Consider the following 24510-nt stretch of genomic DNA (forward strand, 5'->3'; position numbering starts at 1 on the left):
AAAATATATAAAGAATTAATGAAATATATTAGTAAGTGTTGCGCCTGATACAATACGACCATACAACAAAACATTTACATGCAATGAATCTGTTTGTGTTGGTTACTATTCAATAATAAATAGATAAAATCATTCATTTAATCCTTGTTCGAGGTTATAAATATGGAACTTCCAATTGCGCAATTTCCTGATGTACAGGCAAACAGACCAAAGATACCCATAAATCTTACACGTGTGGGTGTTACCGGAGTTAAAAAGCTTGTTGAGATAAAGAGAAAGGACAAACGTCCGATCGTACTTATCTCAACCTTTGAGATCTTTGTAGATCTACCTTCTGACCGTAAAGGTGCAAACCTTTCACGTAACTTCGAAGCCGTCGATGAAGTTCTTGAAAAAGCCATCAATCTTCCAGTATATGAGATAGAGGAACTCTGTAACGATGTTGCTAAAAGCCTCCTAAGACGCCATGAATATGCCACTCGCTCAGAAGTACGTATGAAGAGTGAATATGTCGTCAAAAGGGAAGCGCCATCTACAAAAATGAAGTGTCAAGAAGTAGTGGACATATTTGCAGAAGCGATCGCAACAAGACTTGAAGATGATGACATCGATGTCAAGAAACTCATTGGAGCCGAGGTTGTTGGCATGACAGCATGCCCGTGCGCACAGGAAATAATGAGGGACAACGCAAAAACTGCACTCAGGGAACTTGGAGTCGATCTCGAGACCGTTATCAACTTCCTGAACAAAGTACCAATGGCTACCCACAACCAGAGAGGACGCGGAATTATATCCCTCGAGGTCAGCGGTAACGTTGATGTCTCCCTAGAGACCATCATCCGTATCATCGAGAGTTCCATGAGTTCAAGTATAGTAGAGCTCTTGAAGCGCGCAGATGAAGCAATGGTAGTTGAAAGAGCACACCAGAACCCTAAGTTCGTAGAAGATTGTGTCAGAACAATGGCACAGAATATAGTCAGTGAATTTGCTCATGTGCCTGACAGTGCACTCGTTACCATCAAGCAGATCAATGAAGAGAGCATACACAGACATAATGCATTTGCAGAAAGAGTTGCCCTTCTCGGCGATCTCAGAGATGAGATAAAAAACAACTGATGCGAGGAACAAATGAACGAAGTGCCCGAAACCGTTGATATCGATGGCAAGCCAATAAACGTTGGCAGCAATGTACGCTATATCAATACCGATACCATCGGAGTGATAGAGGATATCATGACCGATGAAGAGGGCACCTGGGCACTTCTTGATTCCACACAATTATATTACAGGATCGATACACTGCAAATAACCGAAAAGGTATCTACCAAAGGAAAGGAACACGTCCTTACAGAAGAGGAAACAAAAGAGCTTGTTAAAGAACGTTCCGAAGCAGGTCAGGAAAAAGTAGAAGAAGTGTTCCAGGCAACTGGCGGCGGTTGATCACTCATCACCGCCCGATTTTGTTCTTCTGGAACGCCCATTCTTTTCACTGCGCTCAAAAGAACTAAATTTAATACCTTTTTTACATCTTTGCTGGTATCTTTTTTAGCACTTTTTGATATACCGTTAGTACATCACTGCTCAAGCAGGGTAAGGGATCTTATCCACTCGCCCTTAGGCTCTCTTGAGGTTCCCACTACAAGTCTCTTAATATCGCCGACCTGTTCAACTACGCCCTGTGCTTCGATCAATTCCCCTTTCAGGGCCTGACCGGCATAGGTATGAGTGTATGAAAGGACATGGTCGATCTCATCGTGGTCGATCTTGTATATGGAAGGGTTATCGAATGCCAGTTCTGCATCGGTGACTATTGCTTCTATTTTTGCAGTACCTATGTCTTCGCCGCGTGAGATAGGCGAACTTATCTGATCCCAGTCTCGAACGAAAAGGAGATCAAAATATGTGCCACCAACCATTCCCCTGTTGCCTTTGCGCTTTTCATGTAGAACGAATTCTTCAAAAGAGATCTCAGGGATACGTTTGTTGTAAATGCGATGCCACATATCCTCATCGATGTCCTCAATGAATCCGCCCTTTGCCTTTGCAGCTGCAATGGCATCTCTGGCCTTGAACCAGTCCTTGCCATATACAACGAAATCAACATCGGACATTTCGTTCTGTAAACCAGGAAGGAAAGAGCCGGTCACACCCATCTTTTCAATAGGAATACCAGCTGAATGCAATACTTCATAGACAGCTTTTACCCTCTCATCCTTTTTTATGAGCTCGGGAATAGGATCAGAAGGATGGAGAATGACCTTCACCTGGTCCTCAGGAACTACGTGGACATCCTGGACCCATTCAGGTCTGTTATCACGCATAAAATCAAAGGCAACATCAAAATCATATTTGCGATAATTCATCCCATTGAGCTGACGGTCCCCGGTCTCATCGGGTACATATCGCAGCACACACCTGACACCTTCGGGATGGAAATAGTCAGCAACCGCAAATATCCAGTCGTCTTTGGTAATTAGAAAATCTCTGATACGTGCTTTGATCATTATTATCTTCCTGGTCTAGTTATAGCTAGGCAAATGTACTTGGGATTAATAAATGCTTACATTGATGGACTGAATTATGAAAGTTCCAATGAAAGAGCTATTTCGTCACAATCCGGGAATTTATGGCATTTAATGCAACCACTCCATATTTTGTGCGGGAGAGTTGCCTTGTCCACACGTTTGAAATGATTTTTCTCAAAAAAGACAGGTGCATACGTCAATGTGAAGACAGAGGTAACACCGAGTTCACGGGCATCGTCAAGGCATGCCTCCAACAATTGAGTGCCAATACCTTTTCCCCTATATTCCGGAAGAATAGCAAAGGATAGGATCTCTGCAAGATCAGACCACAATACCTGCAGACCACAGCAACCTACAACCTCGCCATCGATATCGCAAACATAGAAATTGCGTATGGACTCATAGAGATCACTGACAGAACGATGGAGCATAAGCTCCTGCTTTGCATAGAAACTGATGATGCTCTTGATCGCATCAACATCCTTCAATGTGGCTTTCCTGATCAAAACACAAGCTCCTTAAATTGAAAACAATGTTAGAAGAATAATGGCGGGCGTGAAGGGATTTGAACCCCTGATTTACAGCTTAGGAGGCTGCCGCCATATCCTGGCTAGGCCACACGCCCTCGAGTAACCCTTGTAATGTCAATCAATATTTTAAATCTATTGGTCAAAATGCATTGCAACAGAAAGATATGCAAAATGATGAACAGACCGATACAGATGTGGTAATATCGATATAGAAAATAAAACGGCAGAAATGATTTTATGATAAAGTAATAAAAACTGTTTTTTAACGGGCTTGCCCATAAAGTCCCTTTGACTACAAACTGCTTTATTTGACCACAAAGTATTACATTTGACCAAGAAATATTTATTCTGGTTGAAATAGACATCCAATAAATATAATTAGTCTAAATCATAAATTTCAATTATAAATTAAAAATTTGACGATATATATTGAGGATAACAAGGACGGATTTTTGAAATGCAAAACAAACGATGGTTGATAATAATTACAATAGCAATAATATCATTATTTGTAGTTTCACAATTTATCGTTTGTATCGCTGAAAAATTCATTCAAGCAGAACCGATATGTACAATTAATAATCATGACCACCAGCCACATAACGCAACACTCAAAATCATCAATTCATCTGGTAGAGTATATATGGAAGAACTTTATCAGCTTGAACCTCAAGAATCGATTCGTATCAAAAAACCGAAGTCGATCTTGGCATGCTCGAGTTCGCGTAAAAGCAAAGATCCGGAATATCTTACAAAGGAATGGCAATTTTACCTCGAATCAGAAAACATTTCAGTAAATTATAGCACCGTTCCACATCGAGTAAATACTGTGCATTTTCACCTGGTCAATGATAGTAATGTATTCGATATTGGAGTTATCGAATATACATGATTTTTTTCTTTCATTCACACAATAGTGGGAAATGGTTTGCCAGCATACGATTTGACCACAAAGTAAGCTACTTGACCACATGTAGGGGACTTTATGAGCAAGCATATTTTCAACAAAACCTATAAATAACATACATCATTATGAGGAGATGCACGAAATGCCTAAATGGAGATGACAAAAATGAAGATAGTACATGCCCAAACCGTTCTTGCAGAAGAACAATTATTAGCATTAAAAGATAAATGCAACAACACATCAACAAAAGAGGCACTTAGCATTGCAGTAGAACACTATCTTGAATGCGAATACACAGAGATGAACGAAGATATGTGGACAAAGAAACTTGAGAAGATCGTTCAGAAAAAGAAAGAACAGAAGGCTTAAACTTTCTTATTTTTTGTTGTGTGGACCAAAACACAAGTTGTTCACATAACGAAAACTTACTTACTTCTTATTACTCACCTAGTAGCCCACTTAATCGTTTGCCTATTAGAATACTTCACTTTTTTACCGACCCATCACAGAAGATCTTCGATCTCTGAAAAAACTTCGCTTTCACACAGCATACCTAATTGAAATTCAACCCCAAGCCCATAGCTTGATAAAATGAGCAATATAGGGAGGAGAGCCGGGGATAATAGATCGGGCAATTACGGATAAAAACATTTGAACTGAACAATTTCCCTTCTGAACATATATGAGTTAAATAATAGATGAATAGATACTATATGGTCAGATATATACGCAGAATATATTCCAGTATTCTTCATTATAAAATAAGATAGTGATACTATGACAGGTAAACTAAGTTCAGTTCTTGAAAGGAAAGGTCCGATAAAAAAGATAGGCGTCCTTGGAATGGGGTATGTAGGCATTCCTGCAGCCGCTTTATTTGCAGATTCTGAAAATTTCGATATTGTCCTTGGGTTCCAGAGAGATTCACCCAGCTCCGGTTACAAGATCGAGATGCTGAACAACGGAGAAAGTCCATTAAAAGGAGAAGAGCCCGGTCTTGAGGACCTACTTCAAAAAGTAGTGGATGCAAAGAAATTCGAATGCACTCCGGATTTTTCAAGAATATCCGAACTTGATGCTGTCACGCTGGCAATACAGACACCATTTAAGGACCCTGCAGACCTTATCCCTGATTTTGGAGCACTCATCGAAGGCATACGCAATGTCGGGAAATATCTTAAAGAAGGAATGCTCGTAGTACTGGAATCTACGATAACACCCGGAACAACGGACACTCTTGCAAGGCAGATACTTGAAGAGGAATCAGGACTTAAAGCAGGAGAGGATTTTGCACTTGCTCACGCTCCCGAAAGAGTGATGGTCGGACGCCTGTTAAAGAACATACAGGAACACGACCGCATAGTAGGAGGCATTGATGATGCAAGTACGAAAAGAGCTGTGGAACTCTACAACCCAGTTCTGACAAAAGGAAAGATCATACCCATGACAGCAACCGCTGCCGAAGTCACGAAGACCGCAGAGAACACGTTCAGAGATCTACAAATAGCAGCCATCAACCAGCTTGCATTATATTGTGAAGCAATGAGCATCAATGTCTATGATGTAAGAACAGGTATCGATAGCCTAAAAGGGGAAGGCATCACTCGAGCTGTGCTTTACCCGGGTGCCGGAGTAGGAGGGCATTGCCTCACTAAAGATACATACCATCTTGAAAGAGGGGTCACAACAAGCAGTGGTGAACTTGACTATCCTGAAAACACAGACTCCATTTTTGTACTTGCAAGAAAGGTCAACGACTTCATGCCAAACCACATGTACCACCTTACACAAGAAGCCCTGAAGCGCATAGGCAAAGATGTGAAAGGTTCGAAAGTAGCTATCCTGGGATGGGCCTTTATCAATGATTCAGATGATGCGAGAAACCCACCGTCCGAACCATACAGAAGTCTCCTGATCGAGAACGGTGCTGAAGTGATGGTACATGACCCTCACGTCCTGAACTACCCCGATGTAGAGATAATGAAAGACATCGATGAAGTTATGGAAAATGCCGATGTCATTGCGATCCTGACAGGACATTCGGATTACTTCAAACTCGACCCGTCAGAGCTTAGATCACTGACAGGAAAGAAGAACACTGTGATCGTGGATGGAAGGAATGTTCTCGACCCGGATGCATTTATCGATAATGGATTCGTTTACAAGGGCATTGGCAGAGGCGACAAGAACGAACATCCCATCATTTGATATGACAAGAATTTCTTATTTTGAAAAGGTAGGCAGTTGAAAGAACTGCCATCTTTATTGATCTATTATTATTGATCTCGTACCTTCCTTTACTATTTTGGCACTGATTTTAAAGCACATCCATTCCAAACAAATATTAAATTTTTATACAGAATAAACAATATAGTTATACTTTTATAATTATATCCAATATTTCCCTGCAAATCTAGGCAGGATAGGAAACCGTGACCAATACAGGCAATTTATATAGATCGTTCTTTAAAAAAAATACAAAAAATGATAGCAAATGCTCATATAAAATTCGGCAGACTAAAACTCAGAGATCCCTCATATTTATGTGTTCAACCTGTGGAAATTCATCCACATTGAACGATCAGGCCTGTCGTGAACAGATACTTTCAGCACTCCTCAGAGAACCAATTGCCGAGAGAATTGTCCTGTCCCATCTTTATGAACGTGATTACGAAAGCAAAGAGATGGAGATCCTTTATGAACTTGCACACTTGCAGGAAACACTTAGAAATTACAGTGATCTGGACCTTTCGTTCAATTGTCAAAAGGAAAGATATGAAAAATATTGTTCAGACAGGAACAAAAAGCTCAACAATATCATCGAAACATCAAAGAATGACCCATTCCGATCGATCCAGCTTCTCGGAGAACTTCGGGAAGAGAATGAAGGACAAGAAGCATTGGATGAAACAAATATTGTAGATGCGTTTCATGAAGGCGATGAATGTGGCATATGTACAAAACGTTTCCATTCGGTCCTGGATGAGATATGGGAAGTAGAAAAGGGATTGAGACGGATCTTTGATACTGATGAGAACAGTACATTGGACATTGATTATGACCAATTGATAAAACCAAATGTCAGACCGGCATTTTCCACATCAAGGATATACATAGAGCCCCCTGAATTATCAGAGTTCCTTGAATGTTACGATATTACACATAAGAACGGAAGAGATCTACAAGTCTCCATCTATGAAATGACAGACCGCCCTGAAAAACTGTACATGATAATTCCCAGGGAGTACAACCTCGATGCAAATAGTCTTAAAATGGTTGAGAGAGTTCGGAAAAAACTGATACGTTTCAGACCTGATGATATGAATTTTGCAAACCCTGCTAACTCAAGGGAGTATTTCCGCAGGATTGGGAAGAAGATGCTTGAGGAAGATGCAAGGTCACATAATATCACACTTGCCCCCGCAGATGTGAACACTTATTCTGAACTTCTGGCAAAATACACCACCGGGCTTGGAATCCTTGAAGATATTTTGTCTGATACAAGGGTCACGGATGTCTACATCAATGCCCCGGCAGACAAGAATCCGGTTCATGTGGTCATCGATGGAGATGAATGTGTCACTAACATATTCCTATCACAGGATGACCTGGACTCCATGGTATCGAGATTCCGTGCCATAAGCGGCAGACCTTTTGGAGAAGCTACCCCGATACTCGAGATGGAACTTAAGGAATTCGGAGTTCGTGTTTCTATCATAGGGGACCCATTGAGTGCCAACGGGCTTGCGTATGCATTCAGGAAACATTCCAGAAGACCATGGACACTACCAAAACTCATTGCCACAGGGTCCATATCCCCACTCACCGCCGGCCTATTGAGCTTTCTCATGGATGGAGAAACATCCATCCTCGTTGCCGGAGAAGTGGGAGCAGGCAAGACCTCCCTTTTGTCTGCAATGATAATGGAAATACCACAGAAATACAGGATACTCACCATTGAAGATACCAGAGAACTACCCATCGAGGACCTTCAGGAACTGGGCTGGAAGATGCAGGGAATGAGCTCACGGTCTTCCATACTCAACACGAATCTTGAGATCAGACCGGTGGTTGCACTAAGGGCAGCATTAAGGCTTGGAAATTCATCGCTTGTAATAGGAGAGGTCAGAGGAGAGGAAGTAAAGGTCCTCTATGAAGCAATGCAGGTCGGAACTGCAGGCAATTCTGTACTTGGCACGATACATGGGGCATCTGCAAGTGCCGTTTACGAAAGGATAGTACATACACTAGGAGTGCCTGCGGCCTCCTTTAAAGCAACAGATGCCGTTGTTGTCTGCACTAACACAAGGATAGGCGGCAGCATGAGCAAGAAGAGACGTGTCACCCAGATATGCGAAGTGGTCAGTAGCTGGGATGAAAATTCAGATACAAATGATATTTTTGCAGACATCATGGAATATAACGCTGCAACAGATTCGCTCATACCAACAGATATTCTTGACAGAGGGCAATCCGAAATTGTCGGGAAGATCGCTCACAAATGGGGGATATCGATAGATGCCGCATCCCTTAACATCCGCATAAGAGGGAAGATAAAGGAAAGGATGGCAATTGCAGGACAAAACAATGCGGACCTTTTGGAGGCAGAAGCTGTCAGCAAAGCCAACAATATGTTCTGGCTCTACATGGACATGGAAAAGAACGAACCGAATGGACCGGATTATGAGAATGTCTATCGAAAATGGTCAGATTGGTTCGACAGATATTCTTCCATCCATACCTGAAATAAAGGGGTGTAATTCAAATGAAAGAGTCCCAGAATTGGTATATTCGAGGTTGTAAGTTCACAGTCCGCCATTTTTCACGTTTCATAAAGGATATGGACAGTTTTTCTACAAAGGCCGAAAGTTCAGTTAGTCAGGAGTATCGTGATTCAATTACTTTTACCGGGTTTGTGATAGAACCTTTTGAGACCGTGATGTTCTCCTATGCCGGCACGTTCGCCACTTTGGCATTGTTACTGCTCTTTGACATCCTGCTATTTCAGATAACGACATTCGATCGGACCATATTGACACTTGTAGCCATCCTGACAATTGCCTTGCCCCTGTGTGTACTTTTGTACCTTAGTGAATATGTGAAGATCCATGCAAGATACATGAAGATACAGTCAATAGGAGATATTCCAGAGGTATTAAGCTATGTAGTGATGTCAATGAGACTTGTATCGAACATGGAAAAGGCAGTCCACTTTGCAGCCAGTCATTCGAACAGGCCTCTTGCATATGACCTTCGAAAAATGCTATGGAATCTACAGGTAAGAGCTTATTCCAATATCGATGATGCACTTCTTGATTTTGCCGACATGTGGGGAAAGAACAGCGAACATTTCAAACGGTCCCTCCACCTTATCAAAAGCTCCATCAGCGAACCTGACGAAGCTCAGCGCATAATAACACTTAATCGTGCCCTTGATATCGTCCTTGATGGCACGAAAGAACTGATGGAACAATTTGCAGCGAGATTGAAAACACCCACATACATCCTGTACTCGATATTCATATTGATACCACTTGCACTGGTGGCACTGCTTCCTGCAATGACCGTTGTTGGATTCAAGTTCGATATTGTGACACTGATAATACTCTATGATATTATTCTCCCCCTTGCCACCTTTGTTTATGCTGAATATATCCTAATGCAGCGACCAGCGACCTTTGTACCCCAAAACATCCCGGATACCCACCCCGGGCTTAAGAACATTGATAAGAAGAAGCGCAATGCATTCATTGTGGCGATGATAACTGGAACGCTCATTGGAATTTCAGGTTATCTATACAACTATGCCGGCAATCCCTTCAACATCATATCCACAGAGACCCTCAATGGCATCCTGCCGCCCACCCTTCTGATAATATGGGGGATAGTGATCGCTTTCTCGATCTACATGAACGCTGCTTATTCCCCATACAAAAGAATACGTGATGAGATCAAAATAATGGAGAACGAGTTCGCAGATGCATTGTTCATCCTCGGCAGGCGTATATCAGAGGGCAGGGCAGCAGAAGAAGCGTTCGCTCACACTGCAAGAACGGTGCAGGGCTCCCACATCGGAAAAGCATTTGAAAGGATCTCCACCAACCTGATAACGATGCGAACGGACATAAGGACTGCAATATTCGACGAAGAGTTCGGGGCTTTCAGGGATATCTATTCCGACAGGATACAAACGACCATGGTGATGTTCACCGAAAGCATACATAAAAGTCATCAGTCAGCAGGAATTGCCATCATTAAACTTGCAGATCACTTAAAGGAACTTCAGGTGGTGGAACAGAACATAAAACATTCCCTCTATGATATGACGTCCACCATGCGAACTACAGCGATCATATTTGCACCTCTTATAGCAGGAGTAACAATTGCCCTTTCGGAGGTAATTTCTAAGATATTGCAGAATATCGCAAAGGGGATGAGCAGATTACCACAGGAGATCATGCCCGGACCTGCGAACATTTCACCGGAGAACCTTGACCAGACGATTGCCCCAGAGCTTTTCATGCTGGCCATTGGGATCTACATTATACTGATCACAGCCATCCTCACAAGGTTTTCAAGCACCATTGAGAACGGTGGGGACAGAACACAGTTCATGTATGACCTGGGACAGGCATTACCAATATCCACAATCGTCTTCACCGTAACTGCCATTACGGCAAGGATCTTCTTCAGAGGACTTATATGAGCCTTTAAGAAAAAGAAAGAATATTATACGACAGCTCATTCGATATAGACAATGGCCTTTATGGGACATACCTTTGCGCAATCCATGCAGAGAACACAGCGATCTGAATCGATGCTCACTCTTCCGTTTTGACTCTGTAAAGCATCATGAGGGCATATCAGGGCACATTTGCCGCAATTATTGCATCCTATGATGGCCATAAGGCCTTCAGGTATCACCATCATCAAAGATTATGGTACAAAATAGATAAGCACTTTGCATTAAAATATCCTTATATATCAGAGAGCGTATGAAGGGATACTATGAAAGAAATGATCCAGACGGATAAAGGGTCTTTCTACAATTTTCTAACTGAAGGTTGCAGACTCTGTCAACAGGGTGCCAAAATGGTACTCTTCATCACAGGTACATGTGATAGAGGATGTTTCTACTGCCCTCTTTCCGACGACAGGAAAAGAGATACTGTTTATGCGAACGAGAAGGCTGTTGAAACTGATGATGATGTTTTGAGCGAAGCGCGTACGATGGATGCGCTAGGCACAGGCATCACCGGAGGGGAACCTTTACTGAAAAAAGAGAAGGTGATCCATTATATCGAACTTCTCAAAGAGGAGTTTGGAAAGGAACATCACATTCACCTCTACACATCCATAGCACCTTCAAAAGAGACACTTGAAGATCTTGCTGCTGCGGGGCTGGATGAGATAAGGTTCCACCCGCCGCAGAATATGTGGCACGTTCTGAAAGGGTCCGCTTATGAGAAAGCGGTTAAGGATGCAAAGGACCTTAATATCGAAGTAGGGTTCGAGCTGCCTTCGATAAAGGGAGTTGTCGAGCTGAAGGACATTATTAACGAGCTGGGATGTTTCCTGAACCTTAACGAACTGGAATTTTCAGATAACAATGCCATGGAACTCACAGAAAGAGGATTCATGCTTAAGAACGATATAAGCAACGCAGTGGAGGGTTCTGAAACATTTGCCCGGGAAATTGCGCAGTATCTCCCAAAGATGCATTTCTGTTCATCAAGATATAAAGATGCAGGGCAACTTAGGGAAAGACTCATTAGAACTGCTAAGCAGACCGCCCGCCCATTTGATGAGATCACTGAGGATGGAACATTGTTATACGGATCCATAGAAGCAAGCGATATTGAGGAAGCTGTGAGCTTCTTAAATGAAATAGGCGTCCCTGGAAATATGTTCGAAATAAAGGAAAGGGCAATAGAATTGCCAGGGTGGTTTACCGAAGAAAATGCCCAGGAACTTAAAGAATGTGGATTCATACCATCAGTTATCGAAAGATATCCATTCAAAGATGGCCTTATAGTCGAGGTAATACCGCTTTGATACTAACATTTATAAGGATTAATGCTGTAGAGAAAACGCATTCTGCATCAGAAATCAAATGTATTACCATAAATTTATAACTTAAAATCACATAGAGACAATTGAGGTGTTTGTGCTGGAGACTATAGAAGACCGGGTTAAGGCGAGACTTATAAAATATTTGGGCCGAGACGATACCGGAATACGGGAAGTTGTACTGAAACTGTTCCTTGACGGAGGCACTTTCACTACAGGTGATGTCTACAAACATCTCCATGAAAAAGAGTTCGACGTAAGCTACAGAGGAGTTTCAGCTATGGTAGGACTTATGAACACAAGGCTTGGAATACTCAGTATCGATGTTACAGGCGACCATAATCTATACCTGTTAAAAGAGGACTACAAACCAGTAGTTAAGTCCGTACTTGATAATTACTGATCTTCATTATAGTTCAATTACTAAGTGGCACTGAGGATCGGTGCCTGATGCTCTTAAACATTCATTATCAGAATTGACATACCCACAATCAATAAAATATCGAAGATCTGATCTTTTATGTTGTCGCTATTGAACCTTTTCTACAATATCTATGAAAGGTCCCTTCTTGCAGGTATGAAAGGGAAGAGGGTTCCAGACCATATTGCGATAATTATGGATGGCAACCGCAGATTTGCCGGCAAACTTGGGAAAAGAGTGGACTACGGCCATTCCCGTGGTGCGGATATTACGGAAAAGGTCATTGAATGGTCCTATGAGATGGGAGTTAAAGAGCTTACTGTTTATGCTTTTTCTACAGAGAATTTTAGCCGCTCCGATGATGAGACTGTACGCCTTTTTGAACTTATTACCAACAAATTTGACTATATGCGCAAGAACGAACGTACCCATGAACGTGAGATAAGGGTACGTGCTGTAGGCGATATTGGCCTTTTGCCCAAAGAACTACAGGAAGCTACCCGAAGGATAGAGGAATCTACGAAGGGCTACAGGAAGTTCAAACTGAATGTTGCTATTGCCTATGGAGGCAGGCAGGATATAGTGCAAGCTGTCAGAAAGATGGCGGATAAAGTGCTGATCAATGAACTGATGTCTGAAGATATCAATGAGAACACCGTTGCGGAGCACCTATACCCCATAGAAGGCCCTTCGGTCTCGAACGTAGACCTTATTATCCGCACAGGTGGAAATGAAAGGATATCGAACTTCCTGCCATGGCAGGCCAATGGGAACGAATGCGCTGCATATTTCTGTGCACCTTTCTGGCCGGAGTTTCGGAAAATAGACCTTTTGAGATCGATACGCATATACCAGACTCGTCTTGAGGAACAAAAAGAGTACGAAAGGCACCGGGAAGAACGTTTCTTAAGTAAGATGCAAAATCGATGCAAGGAAGAAGAGCATATCCGAAATTGAGCTTTTACAAATATCCATCATAAAGAGAAGAATGGGGCCGTAGTGAAAGCAAACAGTTTGACGGGATGGAGGAAGCTACGGCCGAATGGTGCAAAAACTCACTTCTGAGTTCTTAGGAATTCTTCAAATTGTTCATAGTATCTAGCCCTGTTCACTAATTCTGTAAAGAAATCATCCATTTAAATTCACCTCGAACAATAGTACTACTTCTGCATATATTAAAGACCTCCAAGCAGGGTGAAAGTATTCAGTCTTTTTCAATGATAGGCATCATAGGTATTACAGATGAACTTACATTCCACGAACAGATTGAACAAAGTATCGTTTCAGCACTCCAACAGAAAAAACCTCGTGTTCAGACCATATGATAGTGATCAGGTCGATGGAAAAACTGCCATTTCATTCAAAGCTGGTTCTTTTAAGTATTGTCAAGCTGACAAATGAATTAAACGACAAGGTTACTACAGGACAAATTGAAGCCCCCTACAGGAAGTTTTGCGATAAGAAGAACACTGACCCGCTTGGACGCACCAGTGTATCCAGGATCGTTTCAGAATTCGACATGGAAGGTATCATTTCCGCACCTGTGCAAAGTAGGGGAAGATACGGGAAGACCCGTCTTGTAGCATTGAATAAAAGTCCACAAAAAATAGAGACAGCACTTCATTCGGACTACAGGTTAAAACAGCTGTGAATTAGTAAAAAATGGAGACGAACATGAAATTGAGCCTTGGAATAGATGACGGTGGCACGAGTACCGATGTGTCGGTCATATATGACGGCATACCGCAGATGAGCGATGCAGGTGCAGTTGTGGGTAGTTGGAAGACAAGGGTCAAAGCGATAAAGATGGAAACATCTGCCCTTGGTGGGACAGTGACACATGGGTAAGCGCTGCAAAGGCTACCATAGGACCCAGAAGAGTCATTCCGTTGTGCAGGGCTGCAGCGAAATATATAGAGTTCCTGGAACAGCTCACCAATAATCCAATGCCTTCAAGAGGCATTATTGCATTAACATATCGAAAAACAAGCTATCTGAAAACAAAAGATAATAAAAAATGCATGGATGTTCAATAACTTAATTTAAAATGGTGCGGGAGGTGTGATTCGAACACACGAACTCCTACGAGACTAGGCCCTCAACCTAGCGCCTTTGACCTGGCTGGGCAACCCCCGCATATTGTTGATCTATTGAACTTCCATCCTGAAATAGCTCAGGATCGCTTTTATCCATATCTGTGGTATGTTTGGTGCGGGAGGTGTGATTCGAACACACGAACTCCTACGAGACTAGGCCCTCAACCTAGCGCCTTTGACCTGGCTGGGCAACCCCCGCACATTATTAAATTATTATTTGTCGAATTTCCATCCTGAAATAGCTCAGGATCGCTTTTATCTATATTTGCATTATGTTTGGTGCGGGAGGTGTGATTCGAACACACGAACTCCTACGAGACTAGGCCCTCAACCTAGCGCCTTTGACCTGGCTGGGCAACCCCCGCACGGGGAATACTGCGAATTAAATAAAGTAAAAAGGAAATCAGAATTTCCGATTTACAATGTGCTTAAGATGCTCTGCATCTCAGAAGCTTTGCCTTTAATAGTATTCACTGCATTTAAGATTAACTGTTGAGCAGTGTAAGAACCATCAGATTCCATACTGAAAATGAAGGATTTTTCATCTGCACTTACAGTAATTGCATTAATGTCACAGGAATCCTGGCAAAGTCTACAAAGAGAGCATTTCAGAAGGTCTTCATCGGCCACCATTGCAGATTCATCAGTAAGCTGAATGATCTCCCTGGGACAAGAATTGACGCAGACGCCGCACCTGTCACAACCCTCAAAGGTGACCACAGGCATGATCTTGTAACCACAGGCAACGCCTGCCTGCCACTTTGCATGATCGTTGCCATAGCCCATATGAGCAATTGCTTCAAGGACAACCTTCTGGCCAGCCCTAAGATCGATTATAGGGATGTTCTTGTCTGCCGGTTGAACATTCGGGTCAGATGACACAATATCACCAGAGTGAACTATGGTCTGACCGCTTTCATCAGTTTCTACACTAAGTGTCAATGAAACAGTACATGCAGGGCAACCTGCCCCATCGCATGTACACTTATCCTGAGGAACGAAGTCGTCGAGGCTGGTAGTGAGTGGGATCAAGCCCAATCTCAATGCCAGCTGTTCGTCATACAGAACAGAAGTATTGTTATAGATATTCACGTCATCGATCGCAAGCGTAGGTACGTCGGCAAGCATTGCACGACGAACACCGTTTGCGAAAGCTGCAGTTGTGTTTGACAGTATGAACTTTGCTGATCTGTCCGATAACTCAAGTATATCGATTTCCATAAAATAACCTCTGTTCTTAGTGATTATACACGCCTTCCGCCTTTTGGACGAGTTCCATCATGTGGTACTGGTGTTACGTCTTCGATCCTTCCGATCCTGACGCCAGCCCTTGCGAATGCCCTGATAGCAGCCTGTGCTCCTGGTCCAGGACTTCTCTGCTTGTTTCCACCAGGTGCTCTTACCTTGATGTGGACACCCTCGAGACCTTTGTCCCTAAGGAGATCTGCAAGCTGAGTAGCCATCTGCATAGCAGTATATGGGGAACTTTCATCCCTTGCTGCCTTTACAACCATTCCACCAGAGGATTTTGCGATGGTCTCTGCACCTGTGAGATCAGTCACAGTAATGATCGTGTTATTGAATGAGCACTTAATGTGTGCAACACCCCAGATTCCGTTTGCCATATTTTATTCCTCCTTATTCCTCAACCACTGATGCTGCGATCTGTGCAGGTCTCTCTGGATGAGATTCCTTGGTCATAGGTGATGTACCGTAATATTCGATATTCATCTCCTGTTCCCTTGTTACCATCATACCAGGGACTGTTACTCTCTTGCCATCAATAGCGATATGTCCGTGTGTGATGAACTGCCTTGCCTGACGTGCAGTGCGGGCAAGTCCAAGTCTGTGGACCTGGGTCTGAAGCCTGCGCTCCAGAATAGCCTCTGTCTGAAGACCAAGAATATCATCGATATTGGAATCAGATTTGAGAATTGATAACTTGATAAGTTTTGCAAGGATCTGATCAGCTTCGGTCTTTGAGTGACCTGTAAGATCAGATTCTGCGGATTCTGCAAGAAGACGTCTTGCATCTCCTCTGAACCTTCTCAGAACACTGACAGATTTCCAGAGTTCCCTTTTATTACGGAGACCATACTTCTTAAGAAGCTCGACCTCTGATGCCATCCTTTCAGCTTGCCATGGATGTTTTGGAGTGTCGTAGCTCTTTGTACTTTTACCTGGATATACCATAATTCATCACCCTCATTTCTTCTTCCTGACACCAATGGTGCTTCCACGCCTACCGGTGGATTTGGTTCTCTGTCCTCTGACCTTGAGACCTCTCTCATGTCTGAGACCACGGTATGCACGTGATTTCTTGAGGTCGTTAAGATCTTCTTTAAGGGTCAGAATGATGTCCTGACCAAGAAGGTGTTTGTTCTCACCAGATATAGGGTCGAACTGTCTGTTGAGCATCCATTTAGGAAGTTGCTCTTCGAACTTATCAATTGTTGAATCCAGTTTTTGAATATCTTCGTCAGAAAGGTAACCGATCACTGCGCTTGGGTCGATACCTGTACTGTCAATGATAATACGAGAGGTTCGTAATCCGATACCACGTATACCGGTCAATGCGTACTTCACTGGCTGGTTTCCCTGCAGATCAGTATTCATTATACGAACCAGATGTCTTATTTCTTCATCTGCCATATATTGTCCTCCTTAAGAATGCGATACCGCATCCCGTAGCCTCGGAACTCATCCGTTCCGACACAGCCATGTGGCTTTATAAATTTTTATAAATTTAAAAGCGACTTCGCTGAATATGCCGTTTCTGGTATATAACGGTATTCATCCGAACATAATAATAACAAACTTATTTTAAAATAAAAATATGTATTTGGATGCATATTACCCATACAAACCATCACCCAGCGTCGACCTTACATATAATTGTTCAGAGCTTATTCTAAAGAATACTTCACAAAATATGAAATGCCCCAGGACCACCCATCAGGTCTCGAATTCGGGATGCTTCCTGAAAGACACATTCTCCATAACAGCAAGAAGGGCACCTGCAAGAATGAACACGCACCCTATCAACGTTTCAGCAAATATTGCACTATGCAAAAGAGCATAATCAAAAAATATGCCACTTACCGGCTCAAGCATAGCCAGTATACTGGCAGTCTGAGTTCTTACCTTCGAAAGCCCGCTGAAATAGAGAACTCCACTTATACTTGTATTCACCACTCCAAAAAGAAGCAGTATCAAAAAATTGTCCTTGAGTACCGGAATTGTAACATCCGATGCGAACGGAAGCAGCACGATAACACAAAATATTGTTGCCCAGAAGAATTGTGCAAATCCCGAATATTCATCCCGTAGGTAGCGTGCGGTCATAATAAGGAAACTGAACGATATACCCGAAAGAATACCCGATATCAAACCGACGAAATGCATATCGCCCAGTCCAAACCCGACAAGGTTTGAAGGGTTCACTATCAGAACAATACCTGCCATAGACAGGAACAATCCAACTATACCAAGTCTCGTAGGCATTTCCTTGAGGACAAAAGGAGAGAATACAGTAACATACATAGGTGCCGTATAGAGCAACAAAATAGCAATTGACAAACCTGAATATAGAATACATGTGAAATAAAAGTAAATGGTAAGGAGCTTGAAGATACCAAGAAGCAATAATTGCTTTCGTTTTCCTTTTATCCTTATAAGGTCCATTTTGCCTGTCAGATACACATAACCTGCAAGAAAGATCACACCTATGAGAAGTTTGTAAAAGATGATAGGCAGAGTACCCATATCATTGACCAGGACAAGAAAAACACCCACCATACCATAGATGATACAGCCGGTCGTGATCTCCATATATCCCCTGATAGGTACTGATGCCATGAACGACAAATGAGACACATTATATATAGAATATCACATTCATCACCGGCATGAATAAGTATAAGCTATTACAATCAGAAAATAAAAGGTAACTAATATGGATATCATATCATTTTTCCCAGGATTCGGCATGCAGAACATTATATTTGCCATATTGCTATACGCGTATTTTTCCTACTCATTACAAATAATAGCCGCCAAGACCCGAATTTCAAATACGTGGATGGCATGGATACCGATATTGAACCTTATATTGATGTGCAGAATAGGAAAGACATCGATCCTAGTACTTTTGGGATTGCTCATTCCATTAGTGAACCTATTTGTATTCGCATACATCTGGGGTGAAATAGCCTTTGCCACCAACAGATCAAGATGGTATGGGGTACTCATACTAGTACCCGGGATCAATTTTATCCTCCCTGGATACCTTGCATTTACAAACTGATGCAAGGATCTTAAAAATACATGGCCAGAAATATACAGGCCGTCCTTTTTGATATGGACAACACCCTTTTCGATTTTATGGAAGCAAAACTGATAGCATGCCGAAGGATAGTAGAACACCTTGGCGCAGGGGATGCAGAATCACTACTTCAATACTTCCTAAGAGAGAACGCCGGTTTTGAAGACCTTAAGAACATACAGGACTACCTCCGGGACAACGAATTATATTCAGAGGAGAACTACGCGATCAGTTGCGACCTCTATGAGAAGGTGAAAGTAGAAGCGCTCGTCCTATATCCCGGAGTCATAGAAACCCTGCAAAAACTCAAAGAAAAGGAACTGGATCTCGCACTTGTTACGGATGCGCAATCACACAATGCAATAAAACGTATCGAAAGAACACAGATAGGCGATTACTTCGATACAGTTGTAACAACTGATGTGACCGGGGCAAAAAAACCTGACCTCAAAGTATTCCTTTATGCACTGGACATCCTGAACATTCCCCCATCACAAGCTCTTTTCGTAGGGGACAGTCCCAGAAGGGATATTGAACCTGCCCGAAGGATAGGAATGCAAACCGCCTATGCTGCATATGGGAACAAAAGAGAGAAGGGACAAAAAGTAGAAGCCGACATCACCCTTTCAAAAATATCAGAGATAATCGACTTCATATTTGAAAAGGGAAGGGATCAGAACCCTTCGATCCCGCCAATTTCTTCCTGATATCTTGCAACCGCTTTTGGAGCACCTTTCAGGAGCTTCCTTACCCGGTTATAGACACTAGGAACCTTTTCAGCATCCAATTCCTTCAACATCTGTGCAAGGATATCCACCAGAGGCACATGATATTCTTCTTCCATCAGATCGATATTTGCAAACACATTCAGCATGTTAGTGGTACTATATTCATTGACATTAGAGAGCTTGAACAGTATCTCACGAAGCAGTTCACGCCCAGCTTCCGTTTGCAGAGATATTTTTCTGTTCCTCGCAAACCCACCATAAAGAGCACGCTGATCATTTGCCTGCTCGATACGGAATGATTCGGAAACTTCGATCTGCCTGACAAGAGATACAGCCTCCGTACTGCTGTTCCCTGCGACTATTGACAGGAAAGCCTCCCATGCGACAAGGTTCTTTTTTGACTCTTCCATGAACATTTCAAGCAGATCCATCTTGTCCTCGGCAGAACTGTTGATGTAACGATCAAAAGCTGCAAGCTTATCAGTTGCACAGGAGGCTTCATAGAACTGCTTTTTGCATAACTGCTGTACAAAAGGAGTGTCAAGTGTTGCAAGGACCCTAAGAACCAGATTCTTTACCTGCCTGGCCTTGATGCAACGTGCCTGCTCTTCAAGAGTATCGTTCGCAGGAACTGAAAGAGCAACATATTTGTGATAGACATTAAGCATGGAAACGGTCCGGTTCTTTGCGATCTCACTGAGAACACGTTCCTTAACATCATAAAGGAGCTGATAGCGGTGAGACAAGGACACATCCTCAACTGATTCGAATATAGAGAGGAATTGACCTCCAACATCTTCCATGAGTTCATCATTGGTGATGAGATCACCAAAGATATCAATGAACATTTCAGAGACACGGGCATCCTTGTCTGCAATGAGCTTCATCTTTTCCCGGTCGACCAGAGTGTAATACGCAACGAACCTGTTGATCATATCGTTATCCTTTTCCACCTGCAGGAGCAGTTCATCATCGGAAACATCGCCCACGACCTTCCCGTAGAACGAATATCCACGGTTCACAGAGACAAAGGCAGGCATTTCAACGTTTTCCACGAGAACCTCTGCTTTTTCTGACGCAATCCATTCAGTGAATTCTGCAATATCATTTCCTTCACTGTCAACCAATGCAGCCACGAAAGGGAATTCCCAATGGGTGCTGCCTTCCGGAACGACCTGTGTCAGTTCGAACTTGAATGAACGGTTCGAGCTGTCATAAGAAGTATCGATGTTCAAAACAGGGAATTTGGTCTGTTTGAGCCAATTTTTGGACATTTCTGAAAAGTCCATTCCTGAGAACTCTTCCATGGTCCTGAGCCAATCCTCGCCTGTTGCATTGGAATGACTGAACTTCGTATGATAACTATCAAGAGCACGGGCAAACGTTTCCTTGCCCATTAAAGTTTCAAGCATCCTGACAAATTCCGGCGCTTTCACATAGGTGACAGCGGTTATCAGGTCATTGGGATCGTTAAAACCTTCCGGAACAATGGACATCGAAGCTGCTCCGCTATCAATGGCAAAGGTACCCACCCCAGGGTATAGCAGGTCAAGGACATTCGCCAGACGGCTGTAGTTCTCCCCGAAAAGGAAAGCATGGAACTGATGTTCGATGTGTACGGTCACCGCTTCGTTCAGCCAGATCTCAAAAGGACTCCAGCCAGTGACTTCCGAACCATTGATATTGTGATAATATTCATGCACTTTGACACGTATCATATATTCGAATGCATTATCGGTGGTTTCCGGATATGGCATTATGCGGTTCGTGGTTATTGTGGTATTGCCGACATTTTCCATCCCGCCAAAATCAGAGTTCTGCATTCCAATCTCACGATAGACGGTGCCGGTATATTTATAGCCCATTTTAAGGGAGCTATCAAGCTTTTTCAGTTCATCACGAACGAACTGGAGGTCTTCAGGACCACCTTCTTTCTTCAGTCCATCCCTTGTCCTGACAAGCTCATATATCTCTTTCCTCTTGTCAAGATCATTGTATTGCTCAGGTCCGGTGAAAAGATATGTCCACAGAACCGAATCATAGAGAACATCGAGTGCCTTTTCCGCAGGATATATTTCCGATCCCGGAGGGACCAGGAACTCGAGATCGAAAGTGTCTCCAGAGGGGTATTCGAATTCTCTTGCGAAAGTGCGGTAGGTACCCACTCCCAAAAAGAAGAGATAGGTGGCCATGGGTGTGATGGAATTGTCATAGACGATCTTTGACCTGCCATTTCCGATGGAATGGCGTTCTTCGATCACATCACCATTGGTTATGAGATTGGTGTAACGTTCATCTGCAATTATTGTTGTAGTGTAAGTGCATTTTGCAGTCATGTCGTCAATGCATGGAACAATACGCTGGAAACCCCACTGCTGACACTGAGTGATCTGCTGAGGAGGTGCGCCTGCAGGTGTTTCGTCATAATAGAGACCTTCGAGTACATTCGAGGTTGGCCTGCAAATAGTTTCCGTGTGAATGACAATTTCAGTATTTTCCGGCACCAATGCAGGGAATTTGATGGAAAGTATATATTCATCCGCCCTAAATTCGTAGGATATGTCATAGTCCTTGCAACTAATGTCCTTTATTTCCAGATCACGACAGTTAAGGTCAAGATGATCTATCGGTTTGTCAAGGGTCTTGACCTTCAGATAGGATGTAACATATGTATGGTCATCATATACATCGAACAAAAGGTCCATGTGAATGACATTTACATTAAGCTCCCCAAAATCTTCAGGATAATATTTGTATATACGTTCCATGTGATTACACCTATTTTCCTAAAGTCATGTTAGCTTAAACATGTTTCTAAATAGTGATAGGCAACGGCCAGTCAATATTCTGCAAGCAGTAGATGAAACCAACACTTTTTCAAAGAAAAGGACACAATTATAGAAAAGAAATAACTTTTTAGGAGTGATAAGTTTGACAGAGCAGAAGAAGATACTCATGGTAATAGCACAGGAAAATTTCAGGGATGAAGAGTTCCTAGAACCAAAAAAGGTATTCGAGGACAGTGGTGCAAAGGTTACCGTTGCGAGCAACACCACAAAAAAGGCAAAAGGTATGCTTGGAAAGAAGATCAGTCCGGACATCAGCATCTCTGATGTGAACATCGATGATTATGATGCGATATCAATAACCGGAGGCGGAGGAGCAAAGCAGTATCTTTGGGACAATAAGGAACTTCAGGAAATTGTCAAAAAAGCAAACGAACAGGGGAAGATCATTGGTGCTATCTGCATCTCACCTGTGGTCCTTGCCAATGCGGGATTGCTGGAAGGCAAAATGAGCACGGTTTTCAAGAGCGATGAAACTGTGAAGATCCTGAAGGACAATGATGCGAAATACAGGGATAAGGATGTCATGGTCGATGGGAATATCATAACTGGCAGGGACCCAAACGCTGCCAACAAATATGGACAGGCTTTGATAAAGGCTTTGAAGTAAATAATACAGTAAAAAGACTTAAAAAAGGATAGAAGGAGTGGGGGCAGATATTAACGCCCTTTCCTTACAATAAAAGCCACTGCAACAAAAAGTGCTATTGAGATGAAAGCACTAAATCCAGGGACTGGTTTTTCGGCTTCATCGGAACCATCGCCTGCAATTATGACCATATTGAACAGTTCTTCTGAGGCCACTAGGTCATTTGTAGCGGTTTCAGGGTTGTGGACCCCAAGGCTTCCATCATTCTCTATTTTTGTCAGATAAAATTGGCCGTTGTTGTAGTTGGCCCTTTGTTCCTCGTATGCATCAGTACCATTGATGCTCTCAAGTGCATTGCCTGCCTTTTCTTTCAATGAGTTCAAATCGGAGATATGGGATTCAATAGGTGCCTGCTTTTCCTCAATCAAGGAGGATAAAGACGAATGGCAGTTACCACATTTGTTCCCGGAATCTGGATTCGACAATAGTGCCGCATCAAAGTCGAATGTGTGCCCGGTTTCAACAACTTCATCAGTGGATATTTCCACCATGTGACAATCCACACAACCGATGGATGTAGGATGTGGACCATCCACATATCCGGAAGTGCTCACCATTTCCCACTGTGCATGTCTTACTACCGGTGTATTACCATCCAGAACAGCACCTTCGGTGTTATGGCAGTTCCCACACAGAAGGATCGAATCATCTATACGAGGGCCAGTATCGTGAGGGTCATGACATGCGGCACATGAAATTGCCCATTCTTCCACAACTTCAAGATCATGAACGCCTTCTTCATCCAGAGCATAAGGTTCAGCGTCTGCAATGTTCAATATGCCACCATCAGTGCTCTTGCATGCAGTACATGATGCTCCGCTGTCCAGTACATAAGGCTCAGCAACTTCTGTTGGTTCTGAATGGCTTGCAATGGCTTCCATATCGAAGTCAGCTTCACCGAATTCGTTCCATTCATCATAGACACCTGAATGGCAGTCCCCGCAAACTTCAGAAGAAAGGTTTACACCAGGCGAGGACGTGAACGGCGCAGAGATATGCGCATCAAAACCACCTGCCGATACCGCATGACATATCTCACAAGATGCAGACCCGTGAGGTGATGAGCTCCAGGTCACATACGTATCCTCATGGCAGTCGCCACATTCTTCAAAATCTGCCGCTACACCAACAACTGTGAAGATTAATAGTACAGTTGTAACTAATATACCCGATCTTATGATTTTCCCCAACATACCCATCAAGGAGATATGCATTTTGTAAACATATAAACATTTCGAGAAAAGATAACAGATGATACAAATAAAGATAGAAAGGAATTGATCAAATATCTAAAAAGAATTATACGCCGAGGGGGAGATTCGAACTCCCGAGGGGTCAAGCCCCACAAGCTTTCCAAGCTTGCGCCATACCGCTAGACTACCTCGGCAAAAATGCCAGATTCGTGCTGACTGGC

24 protein-coding genes and 5 tRNA genes are annotated in these 24510 nt (G+C 42.9%); 14 read left to right on the forward strand and 15 right to left on the reverse strand.

Going from position 1 to position 24510, the window contains the following annotated elements:
• Positions 1-162 precede the first annotated feature (162 nt).
• Together mptA and AC20MK_RS08495 are read left to right on the forward strand one after the other, a co-directional pair.
• Positions 163-1116, forward strand: coding sequence for a GTP cyclohydrolase MptA (gene mptA, locus AC20MK_RS08490; RefSeq protein WP_487355417.1), 954 nt, complete (start codon positions 163-165; stop codon positions 1114-1116).
• Positions 1117-1128: 12 nt separating this feature from the next.
• Positions 1129-1440 (forward strand): DUF2098 domain-containing protein, encoded by a 312-nt coding sequence (locus AC20MK_RS08495; protein ID WP_487355418.1) that lies wholly within the window; start codon positions 1129-1131, stop codon positions 1438-1440.
• 134 nt (positions 1441-1574) lie between these two features.
• On the opposite strand, the gene AC20MK_RS08500 is transcribed toward AC20MK_RS08495, so the two are convergent.
• From AC20MK_RS08500 to AC20MK_RS08510, 3 genes are all read right to left on the reverse strand, one after another.
• A complete protein-coding gene (locus AC20MK_RS08500) occupies positions 1575-2504 on the reverse strand; it encodes a nucleotidyltransferase domain-containing protein (protein ID WP_487355419.1) in 930 nt (309 codons plus the stop codon).
• A 74-nt stretch (positions 2505-2578) separates the two neighbouring features.
• Complete coding sequence (locus tag AC20MK_RS08505; protein WP_487355420.1) at positions 2579-3031, reverse strand: N-acetyltransferase; 453 nt, start codon at positions 3029-3031, stop codon at positions 2579-2581.
• Positions 3032-3072: 41 nt separating this feature from the next.
• Positions 3073-3150: transfer RNA gene (locus tag AC20MK_RS08510), tRNA-Arg, on the reverse strand.
• 977 nt (positions 3151-4127) lie between these two features.
• Between AC20MK_RS08510 and AC20MK_RS08515 the strand changes: the two genes are divergently transcribed.
• From AC20MK_RS08515 to AC20MK_RS08530, 4 genes are all read left to right on the forward strand, one after another.
• Positions 4128-4331, forward strand: coding sequence for a DUF5371 family protein (locus AC20MK_RS08515; RefSeq protein WP_250868159.1), 204 nt, complete (start codon positions 4128-4130; stop codon positions 4329-4331).
• 408 nt (positions 4332-4739) lie between these two features.
• A complete protein-coding gene (locus AC20MK_RS08520; protein WP_487355421.1) occupies positions 4740-6170 on the forward strand; it encodes a nucleotide sugar dehydrogenase in 1431 nt (476 codons plus the stop codon).
• A gap of 335 nt (positions 6171-6505) precedes the next feature.
• Positions 6506-8707 carry an ATPase, T2SS/T4P/T4SS family gene (locus AC20MK_RS08525; RefSeq protein ID WP_487355422.1) on the forward strand — a complete coding sequence of 734 codons (2202 nt, stop codon included), beginning with the start codon at positions 6506-6508 and terminating at the stop codon, positions 8705-8707.
• Between the two features lie 20 nt (positions 8708-8727).
• Complete coding sequence (locus tag AC20MK_RS08530; protein ID WP_487355423.1) at positions 8728-10668, forward strand: hypothetical protein; 1941 nt, start codon at positions 8728-8730, stop codon at positions 10666-10668.
• A 35-nt stretch (positions 10669-10703) separates the two neighbouring features.
• On the opposite strand, the gene AC20MK_RS08535 is transcribed toward AC20MK_RS08530, so the two are convergent.
• On the reverse strand, positions 10704-10892 hold the full coding sequence (locus AC20MK_RS08535) for a 4Fe-4S binding protein (RefSeq protein WP_487355424.1): 189 nt from the start codon (positions 10890-10892) through the stop codon (positions 10704-10706).
• Positions 10893-10970: 78 nt separating this feature from the next.
• On the opposite strand from AC20MK_RS08535, the gene AC20MK_RS08540 reads away from it, so the two are divergent.
• From AC20MK_RS08540 to AC20MK_RS08560, 5 genes are all read left to right on the forward strand, one after another.
• Positions 10971-12017 (forward strand): radical SAM protein, encoded by a 1047-nt coding sequence (locus AC20MK_RS08540; protein ID WP_487355425.1) that lies wholly within the window; start codon positions 10971-10973, stop codon positions 12015-12017.
• Positions 12018-12123: 106 nt separating this feature from the next.
• Entirely contained in the window at positions 12124-12435 is a 312-nt protein-coding gene (locus AC20MK_RS08545; RefSeq protein WP_309739811.1) for a DUF2551 domain-containing protein, read from the forward strand.
• Between the two features lie 117 nt (positions 12436-12552).
• Positions 12553-13410 (forward strand): polyprenyl diphosphate synthase, encoded by an 858-nt coding sequence (gene uppS / locus AC20MK_RS08550; protein ID WP_487355426.1) that lies wholly within the window; start codon positions 12553-12555, stop codon positions 13408-13410.
• Positions 13411-13792: 382 nt separating this feature from the next.
• Complete coding sequence (locus AC20MK_RS08555) at positions 13793-14104, forward strand: hypothetical protein (protein WP_487355427.1); 312 nt, start codon at positions 13793-13795, stop codon at positions 14102-14104.
• Between the two features lie 23 nt (positions 14105-14127).
• Entirely contained in the window at positions 14128-14301 is a 174-nt protein-coding gene (locus AC20MK_RS08560) for a hydantoinase/oxoprolinase family protein (protein ID WP_487355428.1), read from the forward strand.
• Between the two features lie 200 nt (positions 14302-14501).
• Here the strand turns inward: AC20MK_RS08560 and AC20MK_RS08565 are convergent.
• The 8 genes from AC20MK_RS08565 to AC20MK_RS08600 form a co-directional block, all read right to left on the reverse strand.
• Positions 14502-14589: transfer RNA gene (locus AC20MK_RS08565), tRNA-Leu, on the reverse strand.
• A gap of 71 nt (positions 14590-14660) precedes the next feature.
• Positions 14661-14748 (reverse strand) — tRNA-Leu (locus AC20MK_RS08570).
• Positions 14749-14826: 78 nt separating this feature from the next.
• A tRNA-Leu gene (locus tag AC20MK_RS08575) sits at positions 14827-14914 on the reverse strand.
• A gap of 52 nt (positions 14915-14966) precedes the next feature.
• The gene (locus AC20MK_RS08580; protein WP_487355429.1) at positions 14967-15770 is read right to left on the reverse strand and encodes a DNA-directed RNA polymerase subunit D; all 804 of its coding nucleotides are present in this window, start codon (positions 15768-15770) and stop codon (positions 14967-14969) included.
• A 23-nt stretch (positions 15771-15793) separates the two neighbouring features.
• On the reverse strand, positions 15794-16174 hold the full coding sequence (locus AC20MK_RS08585) for a 30S ribosomal protein S11 (protein WP_305064389.1): 381 nt from the start codon (positions 16172-16174) through the stop codon (positions 15794-15796).
• Between the two features lie 13 nt (positions 16175-16187).
• Positions 16188-16742 carry a 30S ribosomal protein S4 gene (locus tag AC20MK_RS08590; RefSeq protein WP_487355430.1) on the reverse strand — a complete coding sequence of 185 codons (555 nt, stop codon included), beginning with the start codon at positions 16740-16742 and terminating at the stop codon, positions 16188-16190.
• Positions 16743-16754: 12 nt separating this feature from the next.
• Positions 16755-17201, reverse strand: coding sequence for a 30S ribosomal protein S13 (locus AC20MK_RS08595; protein WP_487355431.1), 447 nt, complete (start codon positions 17199-17201; stop codon positions 16755-16757).
• A gap of 303 nt (positions 17202-17504) precedes the next feature.
• Positions 17505-18407 (reverse strand): DMT family transporter, encoded by a 903-nt coding sequence (locus tag AC20MK_RS08600; protein ID WP_487355432.1) that lies wholly within the window; start codon positions 18405-18407, stop codon positions 17505-17507.
• A 97-nt stretch (positions 18408-18504) separates the two neighbouring features.
• Here AC20MK_RS08600 and AC20MK_RS08605 point away from each other — a divergent pair, with 97 nt between their 5' ends.
• Together AC20MK_RS08605 and AC20MK_RS08610 are read left to right on the forward strand one after the other, a co-directional pair.
• Complete coding sequence (locus tag AC20MK_RS08605; RefSeq protein WP_487355433.1) at positions 18505-18855, forward strand: DUF5684 domain-containing protein; 351 nt, start codon at positions 18505-18507, stop codon at positions 18853-18855.
• Positions 18856-18875: 20 nt separating this feature from the next.
• Positions 18876-19580, forward strand: a complete 705-nt coding sequence (locus AC20MK_RS08610) for an HAD family hydrolase (RefSeq protein ID WP_487355434.1) — start codon at positions 18876-18878, stop codon at positions 19578-19580.
• On the opposite strand, the gene AC20MK_RS08615 is transcribed toward AC20MK_RS08610, so the two are convergent.
• A complete protein-coding gene (locus AC20MK_RS08615) occupies positions 19547-22369 on the reverse strand; it encodes a DUF3458 domain-containing protein (RefSeq protein WP_487355435.1) in 2823 nt (940 codons plus the stop codon). The genes AC20MK_RS08610 and AC20MK_RS08615 overlap by 34 nt on opposite strands.
• 163 nt (positions 22370-22532) lie before the next feature.
• Between AC20MK_RS08615 and AC20MK_RS08620 the strand changes: the two genes are divergently transcribed.
• A complete protein-coding gene (locus tag AC20MK_RS08620) occupies positions 22533-23057 on the forward strand; it encodes a DJ-1/PfpI family protein (RefSeq protein WP_487355436.1) in 525 nt (174 codons plus the stop codon).
• A 50-nt stretch (positions 23058-23107) separates the two neighbouring features.
• Here AC20MK_RS08620 and AC20MK_RS08625 read toward each other — a convergent pair whose 3' ends face one another.
• A complete protein-coding gene (locus AC20MK_RS08625) occupies positions 23108-24289 on the reverse strand; it encodes an ammonia-forming cytochrome c nitrite reductase subunit c552 (protein ID WP_487355437.1) in 1182 nt (393 codons plus the stop codon).
• A 111-nt stretch (positions 24290-24400) separates the two neighbouring features.
• Positions 24401-24483 (reverse strand) — tRNA-Ser (locus tag AC20MK_RS08630).
• Positions 24484-24510: the final 27 nt, after the last annotated feature.

This window comes from Methanococcoides sp. DA23, assembly GCF_057593895.1.